Consider the following 16,213-nt stretch of genomic DNA (forward strand, 5'->3'; position numbering starts at 1 on the left):
ACTGTTGCGGGGAGGTTTTGCACGGAAATCGGTAATGTGCAACGCGAGCCTGACTTGTCGGAAGTGGAGAACCGATATAGCGGCTCTCATGTGCTGTTTATGAGCGGCGCAGGCAGAAGTCCCACCCGGATTGTGCCAAAGCCCGCCCGATGTGACCGGATCGGTCGTGCCTGCTCGAACAAGGCTTCACAGTGCTGTCATGATAGGTCTGGGCACCGTCGGACGAAGGGATGCGCGAGGCGCGTGTGGTGTAACGGGGTAACATCCCGCAAATACGTCCGTGTGACGGTCACGCCGGTCGTGAAGAGGTTTGGCAGAAGCTGCGCTAGGGGGTCCAGCGCAGAAAGTTCGCGATCATGCGCAGGCCGGTGGTCTGGCTTTTCTCGGGGTGGAATTGCATCCCGATCATATTGTCACGGCCGATCACGGCGGTCACATCCGTCGCGTACTCAACATGGGCCAGCCTCTCGCCAGGGGTGGCGACCTCCATGTGATAGCTGTGCACGAAATAGGTGTGATCGCCGGTCTTGATCCCGTCGAAAACCGGATGCGGCACATCGATGACCAGATCGTTCCAGCCCATGTGAGGTACTTTCAGCGCCGGATCGGAAGGAACGATGCGTGTCACGTCGCCCGCGATCCAGCCAAGCCCGTCCGTCAGCGTATACTCATGGCCCCGGCTCGCTATCAGCTGCATGCCGACGCAGATGCCGAGAAAAGGGCGCCCCTTGACCTCGACGGCCTCGACCATCGCCGCGTACAGCCCACTATGGCCCTTCAGTGCTGCCATGCACGCAGGAAAAGCACCGTCTCCCGGCAAAACGACGCGGTCGGCGGAGGCCAGCACATCGGCGTCCCCGGTCACGACAACATCACCCGCGCCGACCTCGCGCGCCATCCGCTCGAACGCCTTGTGCGCCGAGTGCAGATTGCCGCTTTCATAGTCGATAATCGCGGTCAGCACGCTAAAGTGCGCCTTTGGTCGACGGTATCGCATCCGCCTTGCGCGGATCGGTTTCAAGCGCGCCGCGCAGCGCCCGCGCTACAGCCTTGAACGCCGCCTCGGCGATGTGGTGGCTGTTGAGGCCGTGCAATTGATCCATGTGCAGCGTGATACCGCCATGGGTAGAAAACGCCTGAAAGAACTCACGCACCAGCTCGGTGTCGAACGCGCCGATCCTGGATGTCGGCAGATTGACGTTCCAGACAAGGAAAGGCCGCCCCGACAGATCGAGTGCCGCCCGCACCAACGCGTCGTCCATCGGCAGCAGGCACGCGCCATAGCGCACGATGCCGCGCTTGTCGCCCATCGCAAGCGCCAGCGCCTGACCGATGGCGATGCCCACATCCTCGACAGTGTGATGATCGTCAATGTGCAGATCGCCCTCGCAGCGCACCGTCATGTCGATCAACGCATGGCGCGACAACTGATCGAGCATATGATCGAAAAAGCCGACACCGGTCTTGTTATCGTAAACGCCCGACCCGTCGATGTTGATCTCGACGCTGATGTCTGTTTCGGCCGTCTGGCGAGTGATCTTGGCGGTGCGCATGTGGACATTCCGTAACTGTTCGGCGTCTTTATAACAGCGCGCGGAGGTGCAGCAAGACACGATCAGGGATTGCGGCGCCTCGGTGGTTCGTGCCAGCCTTGCTGCAAACCCGTCAGGAGGCCGCCCATGAGCACATGCGTATTTATCCAGATCAGGTGCCGCCCCGGCACGACCTACCGTGTAGCCGAGGCCATCGCCCTGCGCGAGATCCATTCAGAGCTCTATTCGACCTCCGGCGATTTCGATCTGTTGATGAAGGTCTATATCCCCAAAGGCGAGGATGTCGGTGTTTATATCAATGACAATCTGCTGGACATCGAGGGCATAGAACGGTCGTTGACCACCATGACGTTCAAGGTCTTTTGATGCGTTTTATGATCGTATCGTGCATGTGGTTGCTGTCGGTCGCCGCGCCGTCGGCTGCGGTTACGCCAGTGGGTCAGCGTGTCTACGAAGGCGAGGAAGCCGCCGCGATCCGCTGCGCGAACATGATGGCGCTGACGGGGGTTACGCTGCACCGTGCGGGTATGATGAGCCGCGCGGAAAAGGAGATTTTGCTGGGTATCAGTTTTCTGATTCTCGATCGGCATGTCAGCGGCAACTGGACCGAGAAGAAACGTGCGATGGAGGTGATGCGTGACCGCCGCAGCCTCGACGAGACGTTGGAGGACTACCAGCGCAATGCACCGCGATGCCTGGAGCGTTTTTCGATAAACTGAATCCGACCGTGCCTACCGGTGGTGCGCTAAGCGACCTCAAATGCACATGGGGTCGAACTGGGCAGCATCGTGATCCACCCGGCTGCCGGCAGCGGCACCGGTACGATACCGTCGTGCAGTTCGACAGCCCTGCCGGTAACTCGGAGTGGCCTGTCTTGGCTTGCGAATTTGTCGGCCAGCGTCCGGATATGGCGGCCGGGGTCGCTGTTCCTGCCATGATCTTGCAGTGCACGACCGCCTTGAACCGATCCTCGCACAGTGGATCAAAGCGGACATGTGCGATGCCGCTCATCGCTTCAGGTATCGCGCACACCGATGCGATGTAGGCGCGGCCTTCGGCGCTTTTTTCTCCGAAGTATCGAACCATGGGAATTTCGTAGGCCTGCAGGTCGCCTGCATCAGCGCGCGGGTCCACTAGCCTGCACCGTCACCCTCGATCGCGCGGGGCGTGTCGAACACGGCTTCGGGGTCTTGCCGGAAGTGGCGGGCCGCTACGCGGTGAATAAAGAACCCTTCGCCGTGGACGTCCGGGGTGCCCCTGTTTTCCGCCATGAGCAGCACTGCGTCCTCTAGCGTTCCCGCGAACCATATTCCTTGGGGGCCCACGATGCCTATACGGCGGCACTGCTCACCCAGACAGCTGCGCATAAACTGAGCGTGCACGAAGTAGCGATCTCAGACGGCACAACTTGCGTTACCCGAACTAAGGATTGGTGAACTTGTCATCCTGTTAAACACGCAATTTGATTCTGTGCTGGGCGGTGCTGCGCATACAGAATGTCGCGCCGCAAACACGCGCCGCTTGCAATCCCAGCGCACCCTATAATCCCAAACAAAAAGGCCGCCCGAAGGCGGCCTCATTGTAACTAACCGGGTTCGTTAGTTTATTTGGAGCGGGCGAGGCGATTCGAACGCCCGACCCTAACCTTGGCAAGGTTATGCTCTACCCCTGAGCTACGCCCGCATCCCGTTAGTGGGGCTGATTTAGCTGTCCGTGCCTGAAGCCGCAAGTGCTATTTCGATGAATATGAAAAAAATTCGCATCTCAGGCAGGGGCCGATGCGGTCGGTTCAGGATTCGGATTTTCCGAGCGCAAGCGGCAGGTATCCGGCGAATTTTTCGTCTAGGTATCCTTTGATCTGCGCAACCGTCTCGGGAGGCAGCTGGTCGAGCGACTGAATGCAGCCGAACAGCGGACCGTCATCGGACAGCTGTCGCAGCCCGTCTGCGGCATCCAAGAATGATTTGGGGTGTAGATACACCATGTCGGGCGGACCGACAAAAGGTGCGCCGTATTGCATGATTTCGATCATATTACCTAGGGTGATCGCATTGTGACGTGAGTGGTGGCGGAAACGATGCTCTAGTTGTTCCACCAGAACATCGGGGTGTTTTGCGTAGAAATCCCGCAAAGTGCTACGGCGCATGGGGCGTGGGCTGTGATAGGTGCGCACGTATGTGTTCGACGCACCGGCCAGCCTCGCTCCTTTGGATTGCGCCAGCTCAAATCCAGGCGACGGTGCAGACAAAAATCCAAAGCGGTCGCTCAGAATTGCACGCAGGCCCAGCAACCGGTGGCGCAGCTTGTGGCTGCGCATAGCACCACGGACCACGGGCAGACCGTCGTCGGTAAAGAATGTTCGGCGGTCGCAGGGACCGTTGAGGTAGAAATCGTCGTTCAGAAAGATATAGTTTTCGGCAAGTCCCTCAATGTTCCACAGCATGGCTTCGATCGACGAAGAAGCGAAGGTGGGCAGGCATGCCGCATATTCGCCGAACATGTCGCGGTGATCGACGATACGCAGCCGGGACGCGTCACAGATGCCCGCCCGGATCATGTCGTCGACCACGGCGGGGCGCTGGGCGTCGGTCACGATCCATATGCAGCGCAGGAACGGTGCGTTCTGAAGCAGGGAGGCAATGCACCATCTGATCTCGCCCTGTTCGTCAAAACGGGTTGCGTCCGTCGCTTTGGCATGTGCGGCTGGGCTGTTACCGGCACCATCGTGCCATTTCTCGCGTTTCGCACGGTGCACCGGATCGCCGCCATCGACCCAGGTGATGACGGCATCGACCGGTTGTGCACCTTTCTGCACTATTCGAGTTCCACCAGTAGATCCTTCGCGTCGATCTGACCGCCGGGCTGGATGTGGACCGCCTTGACGACGGCGTCGCGCTCTGCATGGATCCCGGTTTCCATTTTCATCGCCTCGATGGTCAGCAATAGATCGCCCTGCTTCACGCGGGCACCGACCACCGCGCCGACCGATGCAACGACACCCGGCATCGGTGCGCCGATGTGATCCGGGTTGCCGGGTTCTGCCTTGGGGCGCTGGTTTGTGGTCGCTTTGACCAGACGGTTGGGCACACGGATCACACGAGGTTGCCCGTTAAGTTCGAAGAACACCTTGACCTCGCCGTCTTCCATCGTTTCGCCGATGGCCTGAAGGCGGATCTCCAGCGTCTTACCGGGATCAATTTCGGCCGAGATCTCGTCGCCCGGCTCCATACCATAGAAAAAAACCGGCGTCGGAAGGGTCCGGACCGGTCCGTACATCTGGTGGCGGCCCATGTAGTCGAGGAAAACCTTGGGATACATCAGATAGCCCGCCAGATCGTCGTCCTCAATGGTCATGCCGTCTAACTGTTCGGACAATTCCTTGCGCGTCGCTTCCAGATCAATCGGTGCGAGATGCTTGCCGGGGCGTTCGGTATTGGGTGTCTCGCCCTTCAGGACCTTTTGCACGATGCCGTCCGGGAACCCGTCGGGCGGCTGGCCCAGATTGCCGCGCATCATGTCGATGACGCTGTCGGGGAAGGAGACGTCGGTATCGGGGTCCTCGACCTGCGCGCGGGTCAGACCCTGCGATACCATCATAAGCGCCATGTCGCCGACCACTTTCGACGATGGCGTCACCTTGACGATATCACCGAACATCTGGTTCACGTCGCGGTAGGTGCGCGCGACTTCGGGCCAGCGGTCTTCAAGCCCGAGGCTTGCCGCCTGCGCCTTGAGATTGGTGAACTGACCGCCGGGCATCTCGTGCAGATACACCTCGGAGGATGGCGCCTGCATGCCTGTCTCGAAGGCGAGATACTGATGACGTACTTCTTCCCAATAGTCCGAGATTTCCCGCACGGCCGTGATATCCAGCCCGCTGTCGCGGTCGGTGTGGCGCAGCGCCTCGACGACGGATCCAAGCGTTGCCTGCGAGGTATTCCCCGAAAACGCGTCCATTGCGCAATCGACGGCATCGACGCCCGCTTCGCTCGCCGCAAGGATCGTGGCACAGGCGATGCCGGCGGTGTCATGGGTGTGGAAATGGATCGGCAGGCCGACCTCGGATTTCAGTGCACGTACAAGCTGGCGCGCCTGTGCGGGCTTGAGCAGGCCGGCCATGTCCTTGAGCCCCAGCACATGCGCGCCTGCGGCTTTCAGATCCTTTCCCATCGAAACGTAGTATTTCAGATCGTATTTTGCCCGGTCCGGATCGAAGATGTCGCCGGTATAGCAGATCGTGCCTTCGCAGATCTTGCCGCTCTCGATCACTGCGTCCATCGCAACGCGCATGTTTTCCACCCAGTTTAGGCTGTCGAACACGCGAAACACATCAACGCCGTTCGTGGCGGCGGTGCGCACGAACTGTTGGACGACGTTGTCGGGATAGTTGGTGTAGCCCACGCCGTTAGAGGCGCGCAAAAGCATCTGCGTCATGACGTTCGGCATCCGCTCGCGAATGTCGCGCAGGCGCTGCCAGGGACATTCCTGCAAGAACCGGTAGGCCACATCGAAGGTCGCACCGCCCCAGCATTCGACCGAAAACAGCGTCGGCAGATTCGCGGCGTAGGCGGGCGCCACCTTGATCATGTCGTGACTGCGCATGCGGGTCGCCAGAAGGCTCTGGTGGCCATCGCGCATCGTGGTGTCGGTGATCAGAAGCTGGCGTTGCTGGCCCATCCAGTCGGCCACGGCCTGCGGTCCTTTTTGCTCCAGCAGGTTGCGCGTACCCATCTGCGGCTCTGAACGTGCAGCAGGCGGCACCGGCGCGCGATGTGCGGCGGCGGGCAGCGGCTTGTCCTTCGTTTCCGGATGGCCGTTTACCGTGATGTCGGCAATGTAGGTCAGCACCTTGGTGCCCCGGTCACGGCGCGCCTTGAAGGTGAACAGCTCCGGTGTCTCGTCGATGAATTTGGTATGATAGGTATTGTTCAGAAACGTCGGATGTTTCAGCAGGTTCTCGACGAAGGAAATGTTCGTCGAGACACCGCGGATGCGGAACTCGCGCAGGGCGCGGTCCATTCGCGCGATTGCCATTTCGGGGGTCGGTGCCTTTGCTGTCACCTTGGTCAGCAGGCTGTCGTAGTAGCGCGTGATGACCCCGCCCGCATAGGCTGTGCCGCCGTCGAGCCGGATGCCCATGCCCGTAGCCGAGCGGTAAGCGGTGATGCGACCGTAATCGGGGATAAAGTTATTTTGCGGATCCTCGGTGGTGATGCGGGTTTGCAGCGCGTGACCGTTCAGGGTGATATCGTCCTGTGAGGCCTTGCCGGTGGCCTCCTGAATGGTCTTGCCTTCGGCGATCAGGATCTGCGCCCTGACAATGTCGATGCCGGTGACTTCCTCGGTCACGGTGTGTTCGACCTGAACGCGGGGATTAACCTCGATAAAGTAGAATTTGTCGTCCGCCATATCCATCAGGAACTCAACGGTGCCCGCACATTCGTAATTGACGTGGGCGCAGATCCTGCGGCCCAAATCGCAGACCTCGGCGCGCTGGGCGTCGGTGAGATAGGGGGCGGGAGCGCGCTCAACCACTTTCTGGTTGCGCCGCTGGACGGAACAGTCCCGTTCGAACAGGTGGTAGATCTCGCCGTGCGTATCGCCGAGGATCTGAACCTCTACGTGCCGCGCCTTCTGGATCATCTTCTCAAGATAGCCCTCGCCATTGCCGAACGCGGCTTCGGCCTCGCGCCGGCCCTCGCGGACTTTCTCGGCCAGCTCGTCCTCGCTCATGATCGGGCGCATCCCGCGTCCGCCCCCACCCCATGACGCCTTGAGCATGAGGGGATAGCCGACATCGGCGGCTTCCTTCTTGATCGCCTCCATATCGTCGCCCAACACTTCTGTCGCAGGGATCACCGGCACACCGGCTTCCATCGCCACACGTCGCGCCGACGCCTTGTCACCCAGCTTGCGCATTGTTTCGGCCCGGGGTCCGATGAAGGTGATGCCGTTCTGCGCGCAAGCGTCCACGAAATCTGGGTTCTCCGACAGCAGACCATAGCCGGGGTGGATCGCATCAGCGCCGGATGCCTTCGCCACGCGGATCATCTCGTCAATGCTCAGATAGGCGGCAACCGGTCCCAGATCCTTGCCGATCCGGTACGCCTCGTCCGCCTTGAACCGGTGCAGCCCCAGCTTGTCTTCCTCCGCGAAGACAGCGACCGTTTTCTTGCCCATCTCGTTGGCAGCGCGCATGATGCGGATGGCGATTTCGCCGCGGTTGGCAATGAGGATCTTGTTGAAATCTGTCATGGGTAGGTGCCTTTGCGCTATCAGCGGGAATGCCAATGTGTAAGCGGAACCGCCGTGCTGCTGCAATGCGGTAGACCGGGAAGGGACATTGTTTTAGGCACCGGATGCACCTGCATGCCTGTTTTCTTGCCAATCGCGGGCGGATCCGACCGCATCGCGATCGTTCCCGATGCGGTGTTCAGCGCGGGCTGAGCGGGATCGCCTCGGGCAGGTCGGAAAGGCTGCGCGCGCCGATCTGTCCCATGTTCGCGGTGATGTCCCTTGCCAGAATGTCGATGAGGTGGTCGATGCCCCGTGGCCCCAGCGCGCCCAGAGCGAAGTGGAACGCACGCCCCAACATGACGAAATCCGCGCCAAGCGCCAGCGCGCGCAGGATATCGAGCCCGCCTTCGATGCCGCTGTCAAAGACGATCGGCAGCCCGGTCGCGGCGCGGATATCCGGCAGAACCTCGATCGCGGCGGGCGCGGCGTCGAACTGCCGACCGGCGTGGTTCGAGACCCAGATGCCGTCCGCCCCCATTTCCTCAAGGCGCACGGCATCGTCGGCGCGCATCACCCCCTTGATCAGGAAGTTGCCCTGCCATTCATCGCGAAGCCATTTGACGTAATCCCAGTCCGGAGCGGTGCGCAGCAGGTACCCCATGTGGGCAGTGGGAGAGCGGCTGTTGATTGCGGCATCACCGTATTTGTCCAACCCTCGCATGTGCGGCATCCCGCGTCGGGCCATGCCAGCCGCCCAGGCGGGCCGCAAAGCCACCTGCGCCAGCAGCCGCGGAGTGAGCCGCGGCGGATTGGTCAGGCCAGAGCGGACCTGCCGCTCGCGACGGCTTGAGACCGGGACGTCGACGGTGAGGATCAGCGTGGTGAACCCTGCTGCTTTCGCGCGCTCCAGCATGTCGCGGCGGATCTCGGGATCGCGTGGCGGATAGAGTTGAAACCAGGCGTGTTCGCCAAGGTGGGGCCCAACGTCCTCGGGGCTTTGGGTGGCGACGGTCGAAATTGAATAGGGAATGCCGGCGCGCGCCGCCGCACGTGCAAGGTGCCCTTCGGCGTCGGGCCACATGAGGCCGGACATTCCAATTGGCGCTACACCGAAGGGCAGAGGAAACTGGGCCCCCAGAAACCGTGTGGACAGATCGGGCGTGTACTCGCCGCCCAGTATGCCGGGCATCATCCCGATGCGGTCCAATGCCGCACGGTTGCGCGCTTTGGTTGCTTCATCGCCGGTGCCGCTGTCGAGATATTCCCAGACGAACTTGGGGATGCGTCGCCGGGCGCGGTGGCGCAGATCGGCAAGTGACGGGTATTGATTGTGTAAATCCATTCCGTCTTATGGCGATATGATTACCGCCTTGTCCAGCTTGCGTGCGGCCGCCGCCGCTCAGGTCTGGCGCAGCTTTTCAAAGACCGTACGGGTCGAATTTTCGTGTAGCGCAGGCGCGGATTGCAGGTTGCTGCCGCAAGGCAGTTCGTCTGTCACCGCGATCAGGCACGATGGCGCTGCCCACGACCCTTTCGCGTCGGTCCGGCAATTCGATCCGGCTTAGCGAGGTGTCCCAAATCACCGGCCCTCTGGCCACTGATCGGGCGCCAGATGACGTCGGTCATCGTCAGACCGGGTTGCGCCTCGTACGCCTTGTTCGGTGCGACGAGTTCGAATTCCGCATCGCTGGCACGTAGGTCCGCGATAAACATCGGTATCGTGAACTAATCGAGCTGACGGCGCAGGCGATCTGTGTCATCTGATTTGAACATGTCGATACCCTTTCCGAACAATTTATGGGAATACGCTGTGCGCAAATGATCATTTTTGTGGGAATAGGGGTCCGTTTGAACCGAATTATTCCCAAACCATCAAGTTTTCGGTTATAGATGGACAGGCAGCCGAGCGGATGGACAGTCAAATTCTGGTAGAACAGACTGCGAACGTCTCTTTATTTTATCGCCGCTTCGCGGTAGGTTCGCCCGCATGAGCAGTTTTGATGAGAACAGCGCCTTCGAGGGCGCATCCCTGTCCGCGCGCGCGATGGCCGCGCGCCCGCAGCCCTATCTCGACGGGCTCAACCCGGCGCAGCGCGAAGCGGTTGAGCAAATGGATGGGCCGGTTCTGATGCTGGCGGGGGCCGGTACGGGCAAGACGCGGGCGCTGACCGCGCGCATCGTGCATTTGCTCAACACCGGACGCGCACGCCCGAACGAGATCCTGGCCGTGACCTTTACCAACAAGGCCGCGCGCGAGATGAAAAACCGCGTCGGTGCGATGTTGGGCCAGCAGATCGAGGGGATGCCCTGGCTGGGCACCTTCCACGCGATTTGCGTGAAGCTGCTGCGCCGCCACGCCGAACTAGTGGGTCTGAAATCGAACTTCACCATCCTCGATACCGACGACCAGCTGCGCCTGCTCAAGCAACTGGTTGCTGCCGAAGGCATCGACGACAAAAGATGGCCCGCGCGGATGCTGTCGGGGATCATCGATTCGTGGAAAAACCGCGCCCTGACACCCGACAAAATTCCGGCGGCGGATGCCGGAGCCTACAATCATCGCGGTGTCGAGATCTACGCGCAGTATCAGGCGCGGCTGAAAGAGCTGAACGCCACCGATTTCGGTGATCTTCTGCTTCACATGGTCACGATCTTTCAGACCCACGAAGATGTGCTGGCGCAGTACCAGCGTTGGTTCAGATATATTCTCGTGGATGAGTACCAGGACACAAACGTCGCGCAATACCTGTGGTTGCGGCTGCTAGCGGGTGGTCACAAGAACATTTGCTGCGTAGGCGACGATGACCAGTCCATCTATGGCTGGCGCGGTGCCGAGGTAGGCAACATCCTGCGGTTCGAAAAGGATTTTCCGGGTTCGCATGTCGTACGGCTTGAGCAGAATTACCGCTCGACGCCGCATATTCTCGCCGCCGCGTCGGGCGTGATCGCGGGGAACGAAGGGCGGTTGGGAAAGACGCTTTGGACTGAGGCGACCGAGGGGGAGAAAGTGAGGCTCATCGGTCATTGGGACGGTGAGGAGGAGGCGCGCTGGATCGGGGAAGAGATCGAATCGATGCAGCGCGGCACGCGCGGCCTGCGGCCAATCGAGCTGGATCACATGGCGATACTGGTGCGCGCGTCGCATCAGATGCGCGCCTTCGAGGACCGGTTTCTGACCATCGGGCTGCCGTACCGGGTGATTGGGGGGCCGCGGTTTTATGAACGGTTGGAGATCCGCGATGCGATGGCCTATTTCCGCGTCGTGACATCGCCCGACGACGATCTGGCGTTCGAGCGGATCGTGAACACGCCCAAACGAGGCTTGGGCGATGTGGCACAGCAAAAAATTCAGCGCACAGCGCGTGAACATGGTACAAATCTGGTCGAAGGCGCGCGCATCCTGCTGGCGCACCAAGGCATCGGCGGCAAGGGCGCCGCGCAGTTGAAGCTGCTGGTCGAGGGCATCGACAGGTGGTCCGCAATGTTGCGCGGCCCGCGCATCGAGATGAGCGAGGACGACACCGTCCTTGACGATGGGGTGGCACCTCTGCGCATGGAATACGGGCCACCGGAGGTAAGCCATATCGAACTTGCGCAGATCATTCTCGACGAATCGGGCTATACTGGTATGTGGCAGAATGACAAAACGCCCGAGGCGCCCGGGCGCTTGGAAAACCTCAAGGAACTGGTCAAGGCACTGGAGCAATTCGAAAATCTGCAAGGGTTTCTGGAACACGTCAGCTTGATCATGGACAACGAACAGGACGGTGAGGGGGCGAAGGTGTCTATCATGACGCTGCACGCGGCCAAGGGACTGGAATTCCCCGCCGTGTTCCTGCCCGGATGGGAAGACGGGCTTTTTCCCTCCCAACGCTCAATGGACGAAAGCGGACTGAAGGGCCTCGAAGAGGAACGGCGGCTGGCCTATGTCGGCATCACCCGCGCCGAGGAACTCTGTACGATCTCATTCGCCGCCAACCGGCGGGTGTTCGGCCAGTGGCAAAGTGCAATGCCCTCGCGCTTTATTGATGAGTTGCCGCAGGAGCACGTCGAAGTGCTGACCCCGCCGGGCCTTTACGGGGGGGGCTACGGTGCGGCGATGCCGCAAAGCACGCTGCATGAGGCGGCGGCCGAAGCAAACGTCTATAATTCTCCGGGATGGCGACGGCTTCAGGCACGCGCGGGACAGCGCAGCGTCAGCCAGCCGTCGGAAGCGCGCAATGTCACTATTGATATGACCGCGACCAGCAGTTTCGTGATGGGAGAGCGGGTCTTTCACCAAAAGTTCGGTTACGGCACCATCAAGGGAATCGAAGGAGACAAGCTTGAGGTTGCGTTCGAAAAGGCCGGGGATAAGAAGGTCGTCGCTCGTTTTCTGTCCGCCGCGGATAGCGTGCCGTTTTGAAATCGACCTGCAGCGTCGCGCCAGGGAATTTCCCGCCCCGCCACATGCCCGTGTCCTCGCGCGTACAGTCGCTGCCGCTTGTGTTCATCTGATCGCCCATTCCGGGAGTGTCGAACGCGCAATTGTCGAGGCCCAGTTTCAAATCGACGCCTCGCGTTTACGTCGCTTGGGTGGAAATGACATCCACAACGGCAAAGTTGTTGTTCAGCGCGTCGTGTAAATAGGCGTTTCTACAGAGATCGACATCTTCGTCGGGCGCACAGCCATCTACGCTTTCACCGGGAAGAGTGGAAAGCACCAGAAGCTCGCTGAAAAATTTAGTATTCTTCCCCGAAAGCCGATCCCAGCGGCGCGGGAAAGGACGTGGGATGGATGAACTCTCTTAGCCAAAGCCGACCAGCGTTTCTTGGATCAAACGCACTGCAGGGGGAGGATGGCAGAAACCGCAGAGGCGGAATACTTGGACGTCGCAGCGGACCGCTGTTCGCACCTATTACTGCGGATCGTTTCGGTCGGATGAGGCCGCAGTCTCAGGCGGCAAGGGCATCTTTGAAAAACAGCGGCTCCCCGGGAGGAGGGGAGCCGCCGCCTTTTGGGATGCACCCATCCTAAAGGGAGGAGTGGAGAGATGCATCTTTGTGCAACACGGGGTCATCGGTGATCCGAGACTCTGCCGTGTTGCGAAGTTCCCCGTCCCGATGGGAGAATCGGTGCGGGGAATTCGGATGTCCGTGTTTAGGCCGCCATGTCTGCTGCTTCTTGCGACAGACGGCGGATGTCGCCGCGCGTCATCCCCAGATCGGCAAGCTCGCGATTGCTCAGACCGCACAGCTCGTTGTAAGTCGAACGGTAGGCTTTGTGTTGGCGCATTTTATGAGACAGTGTGTCCAGAAGTGCTGCAATGCGGCGTGGTGCTGCGGCGCGGGCGGTTGTGTCGGTATAAAAGGTCATTGTCGCCTCTTTCGGAAGTGTCGTGTTTCGTTATGATCTATAGATAGGCGCAAATGCTGCACGAGCAACATGTAATGCTGCAACGCGGCTATGCGCTGGATGCATAGAGAACGTTGCGTTAAGTAATTGATATGCGATTGAAATAAATCGCTACCGTTCCAAGGTCTGGCTTCTGAGCTTTATCATTGGGAAAAAAATGGCGACGACATCAGGGAGGAGGAAGATGTCGCCGCCTTAGAGAACACAGACCCCCGGGAGGAGGATGGAGGCCTTATGTCGGTTTGAAAACCATCGGGAGGATTGTTTTCATGTCCTAGACATTGCCCTATTTGCTGCGCTTGCACAATAGTTTTTATTTGCAATGCTGCCATGCAGCATACGCAACAGTCGAATTGACCGGGGCAGCACACGCAAATCAGCGCTGAGGTTGTGTTCCGGTATTCACCTCCACGCGACAGCTATGTCGCAGGGATCGGCCTTGCGGTCGCTCTGTGTTTCATGGTGTGAAGACGACCAAAGGAGAATTCCAATGGCGGTCACGAAAGCCGATATCGAAGCAGCTCTGTCGCGGGTGATGCTGCCGGATGGACGCAGTCTCATTAAGCACGATCTGGTGCGCGCGCTCAGTGTAGAGGCGGGCGTGGTCCGCTTTGTCATCGAAGCGCCCAGTCCCGAAGCGGCACGTGCGATGGGCCCGCTGCGGGACGCAGCGGAACGGTGTGTAAAGGACATACCGGAGGTAACGCAGGTGACGGTCGCCCTCACCGCGCACGGCCCCGGGGCAAAACCCGCTGCGCCTCCGAGCCTCAAGGTGGGTGGCCACCCCAAACCACAGGAAGGGCCAACAAAGCCCAGCGGCGTCCAGCGCATTCTAGCGATCGGATCCGGCAAGGGCGGTGTCGGAAAATCCACCATCAGCTCGAACCTCGCGGTCGCGCTTGCGCGGGCTGGGCGCAGGGTAGGGTTGTTGGATGCCGATATCTACGGCCCCAGTCAGCCACGTATGATGGGCGTCAACAAGCGCCCGGCCAGCCCAGATGGCAAGACGATCATCCCGCTGCAGGCGCATGGGGTTACGCTGATGTCCATCGGGTTCATGATGGAAGAAGGCAAAGCCGTCGTCTGGCGGGGGCCGATGTTGATGGGCGCGCTGCAACAGATGCTGGGCCAGGTTGAGTGGGGCGAACTCGACGTGCTGATCGTCGATCTGCCGCCAGGCACCGGCGATGTGCAGCTTACCTTATGTACAAAGACCGAGCTTACCGGCGCGATCGTCGTTTCGACACCGCAGGACGTCGCGCTGATCGACGCGCGCAAGGCGCTGGACATGTTCGCCACGTTGAAAACGCCGGTGCTTGGCCTGATCGAGAACATGTCGATGTTCGTCTGCCCCGATTGCGGGGCGCAGCATCAGATTTTCGGCGAAGGCGGGGTCAGGCGTGAGGCCGAGAAGATGGGCGTGCCGCTGCTTGGCGCGCTGCCCATAGATCTGGAAACGCGGCTGGCCGGGGATGCGGGCACGCCTGTTGCTGCGGGTGACGGTGTGATGGCCCAAGCCTATGCGAAGATCGCCCAAGGGCTGATCAAGGGCGGCATGGCCTGAGCTCAGGCGCGCGTATTTTTCTGGATTAACTGCGCATAAAGGGTGGTCAGCACGCTGAAGATCAGGAGGCCCTCGATGACGTAGAGGGGCAATTCCAGCGCGAGCGCGCCGCCGGGGCCAAGCGGACCGAAGAGGGTTACAAGGCCACTGAGGACCGTGTTGGTCACGGCCAGTATCGCAGCCACGCCCCAAAGCGGACGTGATAGGCCCAGTGTCTGCTCCCAGCTGTGCTTGAGCGAGATCGGCCTGCCCAGGGCAGCTGCGGGCAGGATCAGGCTTAACCGTAGCGACAGCCAGACCAGCACCAGCTGCGTCGCGAATGTCGTCAGCAGGATCGAGTAGATCGACGGCGCGTCTGCGTTAGCGGATTGCTCGGCCATCAACAGTGGCATCACAAGGACCAGGCTGACCGCGAGCTGGATCATGGCAAGCACTGCAACGCGCCACAGGTACCCCAGCAACAGCTGCGCCGTCATGGGTTCGGGCGCGTGACCTGCGGACAAGGTGTGCCGGTGCCACAGGATCGCCATCAACGCATAGCTAAGGATGAAGACGGTCAGCAGAGCGACCGGCAGCAGCCGGATTGCGGAACCGCCGATTTCCAGATTGCTTGTGCTGATTAACAGCATTTCCGGCGCGAAAAGCGCCATCAAAACCCCGACACCTGCCATCAGAACGACTGCGGGCGCAATGACGCGCGCGGTCACGAGCGGATGGCGCGTCAGGAGGCCGATTGCGTGTTTGAGAAGTTTAAGCGCCGTGTTCACTTTGGGCATCCGATCCAGGTTCAGCCAGTTTTGAAGGGTGCTAGGTGCGAAATCAAGCCGCGAGCGGACCATTGCGTGGAATGTAAGTGAGAATTGAGCCTTACAGTAACGGCATTATGCGGGATTAGCCGGTAAGAACCGGCAAATCGCCTTTATGTAGAGCGTTTCGGACGACGAGGACGGCAGGTGAGAAAAACGGACGTGTTGCAGTTTAAGCGAATTAGCGCAACTTTTGCAATATTTCGGTCTTTAAGCGATAGAAGTGATCTCAGTTTCACGCAGAAATCGAATCTCTCTTATAGGGCGTTCGAAGGTCACTTCTAAGTGCCTATTTGCGCCGTGATCGAGCCGGTCGCGGGGCTGTGAACTGGCACCCGATCCTTGGGGATCATATCTTTATGCGATCAATTTGCGGCGCAGATTGCATTGACTATCTGGCTGACTGCGGTCCGGCAGTACTCGGAAAATGAGATGCACTGCTGGATGTACCGCGAGTTCCCGCATCGGACCAGCCAGAGCATCGGTCTCACTAGGATCACCGAATACCTCGACGGCCTGTTTGAAGGCTACGCGGGCAGTGTCGGCGCGCGCGGCGTGCTGTTCGAAAGCGTCACCGGCATCGAATCGTCCCGCGCGCGAACATCGAGATCCTTGGGCCCATCGCCCATGCGTTCGCCCAGTTCGCATCATCTATAGC

Annotated in this window: 12 protein-coding genes and 1 tRNA gene; 4 read left to right on the forward strand and 9 right to left on the reverse strand. The window is 60.2% G+C overall.

All coding sequences use genetic code 11. The features are described from left to right. Positions 1-325: 325 nt before the first annotated feature. Both hisH and hisB read right to left on the reverse strand, forming a co-directional pair. Entirely contained in the window at positions 326-964 is a 639-nt protein-coding gene (hisH, locus tag Q1A06_RS01125) for an imidazole glycerol phosphate synthase subunit HisH (RefSeq protein WP_299557797.1), read from the reverse strand. 1 nt (position 965) lies between these two features. Next, the gene (hisB, locus tag Q1A06_RS01130) at positions 966-1,553 is read right to left on the reverse strand and encodes an imidazoleglycerol-phosphate dehydratase HisB (RefSeq protein WP_299557799.1); all 588 of its coding nucleotides are present in this window, start codon (positions 1,551-1,553) and stop codon (positions 966-968) included. Between the two features lie 126 nt (positions 1,554-1,679). Here hisB and Q1A06_RS01135 point away from each other — a divergent pair, with 126 nt between their 5' ends. Together Q1A06_RS01135 and Q1A06_RS01140 are read left to right on the forward strand one after the other, a co-directional pair. Continuing rightward, a complete protein-coding gene (locus Q1A06_RS01135; protein ID WP_299557801.1) occupies positions 1,680-1,919 on the forward strand; it encodes an Lrp/AsnC ligand binding domain-containing protein in 240 nt (79 codons plus the stop codon). Beyond that, a complete protein-coding gene (locus Q1A06_RS01140; protein ID WP_299557803.1) occupies positions 1,919-2,272 on the forward strand; it encodes a hypothetical protein in 354 nt (117 codons plus the stop codon). The genes Q1A06_RS01135 and Q1A06_RS01140 overlap by 1 nt, the downstream gene beginning before the upstream one ends. Before the next feature lie 414 nt (positions 2,273-2,686). On the opposite strand, the gene Q1A06_RS01145 is transcribed toward Q1A06_RS01140, so the two are convergent. From Q1A06_RS01145 to Q1A06_RS01165, 5 genes are all read right to left on the reverse strand, one after another. Next, a complete protein-coding gene (locus tag Q1A06_RS01145) occupies positions 2,687-2,824 on the reverse strand; it encodes a hypothetical protein (RefSeq protein WP_299557805.1) in 138 nt (45 codons plus the stop codon). A 337-nt stretch (positions 2,825-3,161) separates the two neighbouring features. Next, positions 3,162-3,236, reverse strand: a tRNA-Gly gene (locus Q1A06_RS01150). A gap of 106 nt (positions 3,237-3,342) precedes the next feature. After that, positions 3,343-4,368, reverse strand: coding sequence for a Stealth CR1 domain-containing protein (locus Q1A06_RS01155; protein WP_299557807.1), 1,026 nt, complete (start codon positions 4,366-4,368; stop codon positions 3,343-3,345). Then, entirely contained in the window at positions 4,368-7,808 is a 3,441-nt protein-coding gene (locus Q1A06_RS01160; RefSeq protein ID WP_299557809.1) for a pyruvate carboxylase, read from the reverse strand. Before Q1A06_RS01160 ends, Q1A06_RS01155 begins: the two co-directional genes overlap by 1 nt. A gap of 178 nt (positions 7,809-7,986) precedes the next feature. Next, the gene (locus Q1A06_RS01165) at positions 7,987-9,132 is read right to left on the reverse strand and encodes an alpha-hydroxy acid oxidase (RefSeq protein ID WP_299557811.1); all 1,146 of its coding nucleotides are present in this window, start codon (positions 9,130-9,132) and stop codon (positions 7,987-7,989) included. 645 nt (positions 9,133-9,777) lie between these two features. Here Q1A06_RS01165 and Q1A06_RS01170 point away from each other — a divergent pair. Then, positions 9,778-12,195, forward strand: coding sequence for a UvrD-helicase domain-containing protein (locus Q1A06_RS01170; protein ID WP_299557813.1), 2,418 nt, complete (start codon positions 9,778-9,780; stop codon positions 12,193-12,195). A 735-nt stretch (positions 12,196-12,930) separates the two neighbouring features. Here the strand turns inward: Q1A06_RS01170 and Q1A06_RS01175 are convergent. Further along, positions 12,931-13,146 (reverse strand): DUF1127 domain-containing protein, encoded by a 216-nt coding sequence (locus Q1A06_RS01175; protein ID WP_299557815.1) that lies wholly within the window; start codon positions 13,144-13,146, stop codon positions 12,931-12,933. Between the two features lie 529 nt (positions 13,147-13,675). Between Q1A06_RS01175 and Q1A06_RS01180 the strand changes: the two genes are divergently transcribed. Then, positions 13,676-14,749, forward strand: coding sequence for an Mrp/NBP35 family ATP-binding protein (locus Q1A06_RS01180; protein ID WP_299557817.1), 1,074 nt, complete (start codon positions 13,676-13,678; stop codon positions 14,747-14,749). Between the two features lie 2 nt (positions 14,750-14,751). Here the strand turns inward: Q1A06_RS01180 and Q1A06_RS01185 are convergent, their stop codons facing one another. Continuing rightward, a complete protein-coding gene (locus Q1A06_RS01185) occupies positions 14,752-15,525 on the reverse strand; it encodes a hypothetical protein (protein ID WP_299557819.1) in 774 nt (257 codons plus the stop codon). Positions 15,526-16,213: the final 688 nt, after the last annotated feature.

This window comes from uncultured Sulfitobacter sp. (assembly GCF_947497275.1).
Classification (GTDB): Bacteria; Pseudomonadota; Alphaproteobacteria; order Rhodobacterales; family Rhodobacteraceae; genus Sulfitobacter.

Coding starts and splice junctions, on each gene's coding strand:
- Q1A06_RS01145 (WP_299557805.1), bottom strand. CDS start 2,824: ATGGCGGAAAACAGGGGCACCCCGGACGTCCACGGCGAAGGGTTCTTT.
- Q1A06_RS01140 (WP_299557803.1), top strand. CDS start 1,919: ATGCGTTTTATGATCGTATCGTGCATGTGGTTGCTGTCGGTCGCCGCG.
- Q1A06_RS01170 (WP_299557813.1), top strand. CDS start 9,778: ATGAGCAGTTTTGATGAGAACAGCGCCTTCGAGGGCGCATCCCTGTCC.
- Q1A06_RS01160 (WP_299557809.1), bottom strand. CDS start 7,808: ATGACAGATTTCAACAAGATCCTCATTGCCAACCGCGGCGAAATCGCC.
- Q1A06_RS01175 (WP_299557815.1), bottom strand. CDS start 13,146: ATGACCTTTTATACCGACACAACCGCCCGCGCCGCAGCACCACGCCGC.
- Q1A06_RS01165 (WP_299557811.1), bottom strand. CDS start 9,132: ATGGATTTACACAATCAATACCCGTCACTTGCCGATCTGCGCCACCGC.
- Q1A06_RS01135 (WP_299557801.1), top strand. CDS start 1,680: ATGAGCACATGCGTATTTATCCAGATCAGGTGCCGCCCCGGCACGACC.
- hisB (WP_299557799.1), bottom strand. CDS start 1,553: ATGCGCACCGCCAAGATCACTCGCCAGACGGCCGAAACAGACATCAGC.
- Q1A06_RS01180 (WP_299557817.1), top strand. CDS start 13,676: ATGGCGGTCACGAAAGCCGATATCGAAGCAGCTCTGTCGCGGGTGATG.
- Q1A06_RS01185 (WP_299557819.1), bottom strand. CDS start 15,525: ATGCCCAAAGTGAACACGGCGCTTAAACTTCTCAAACACGCAATCGGC.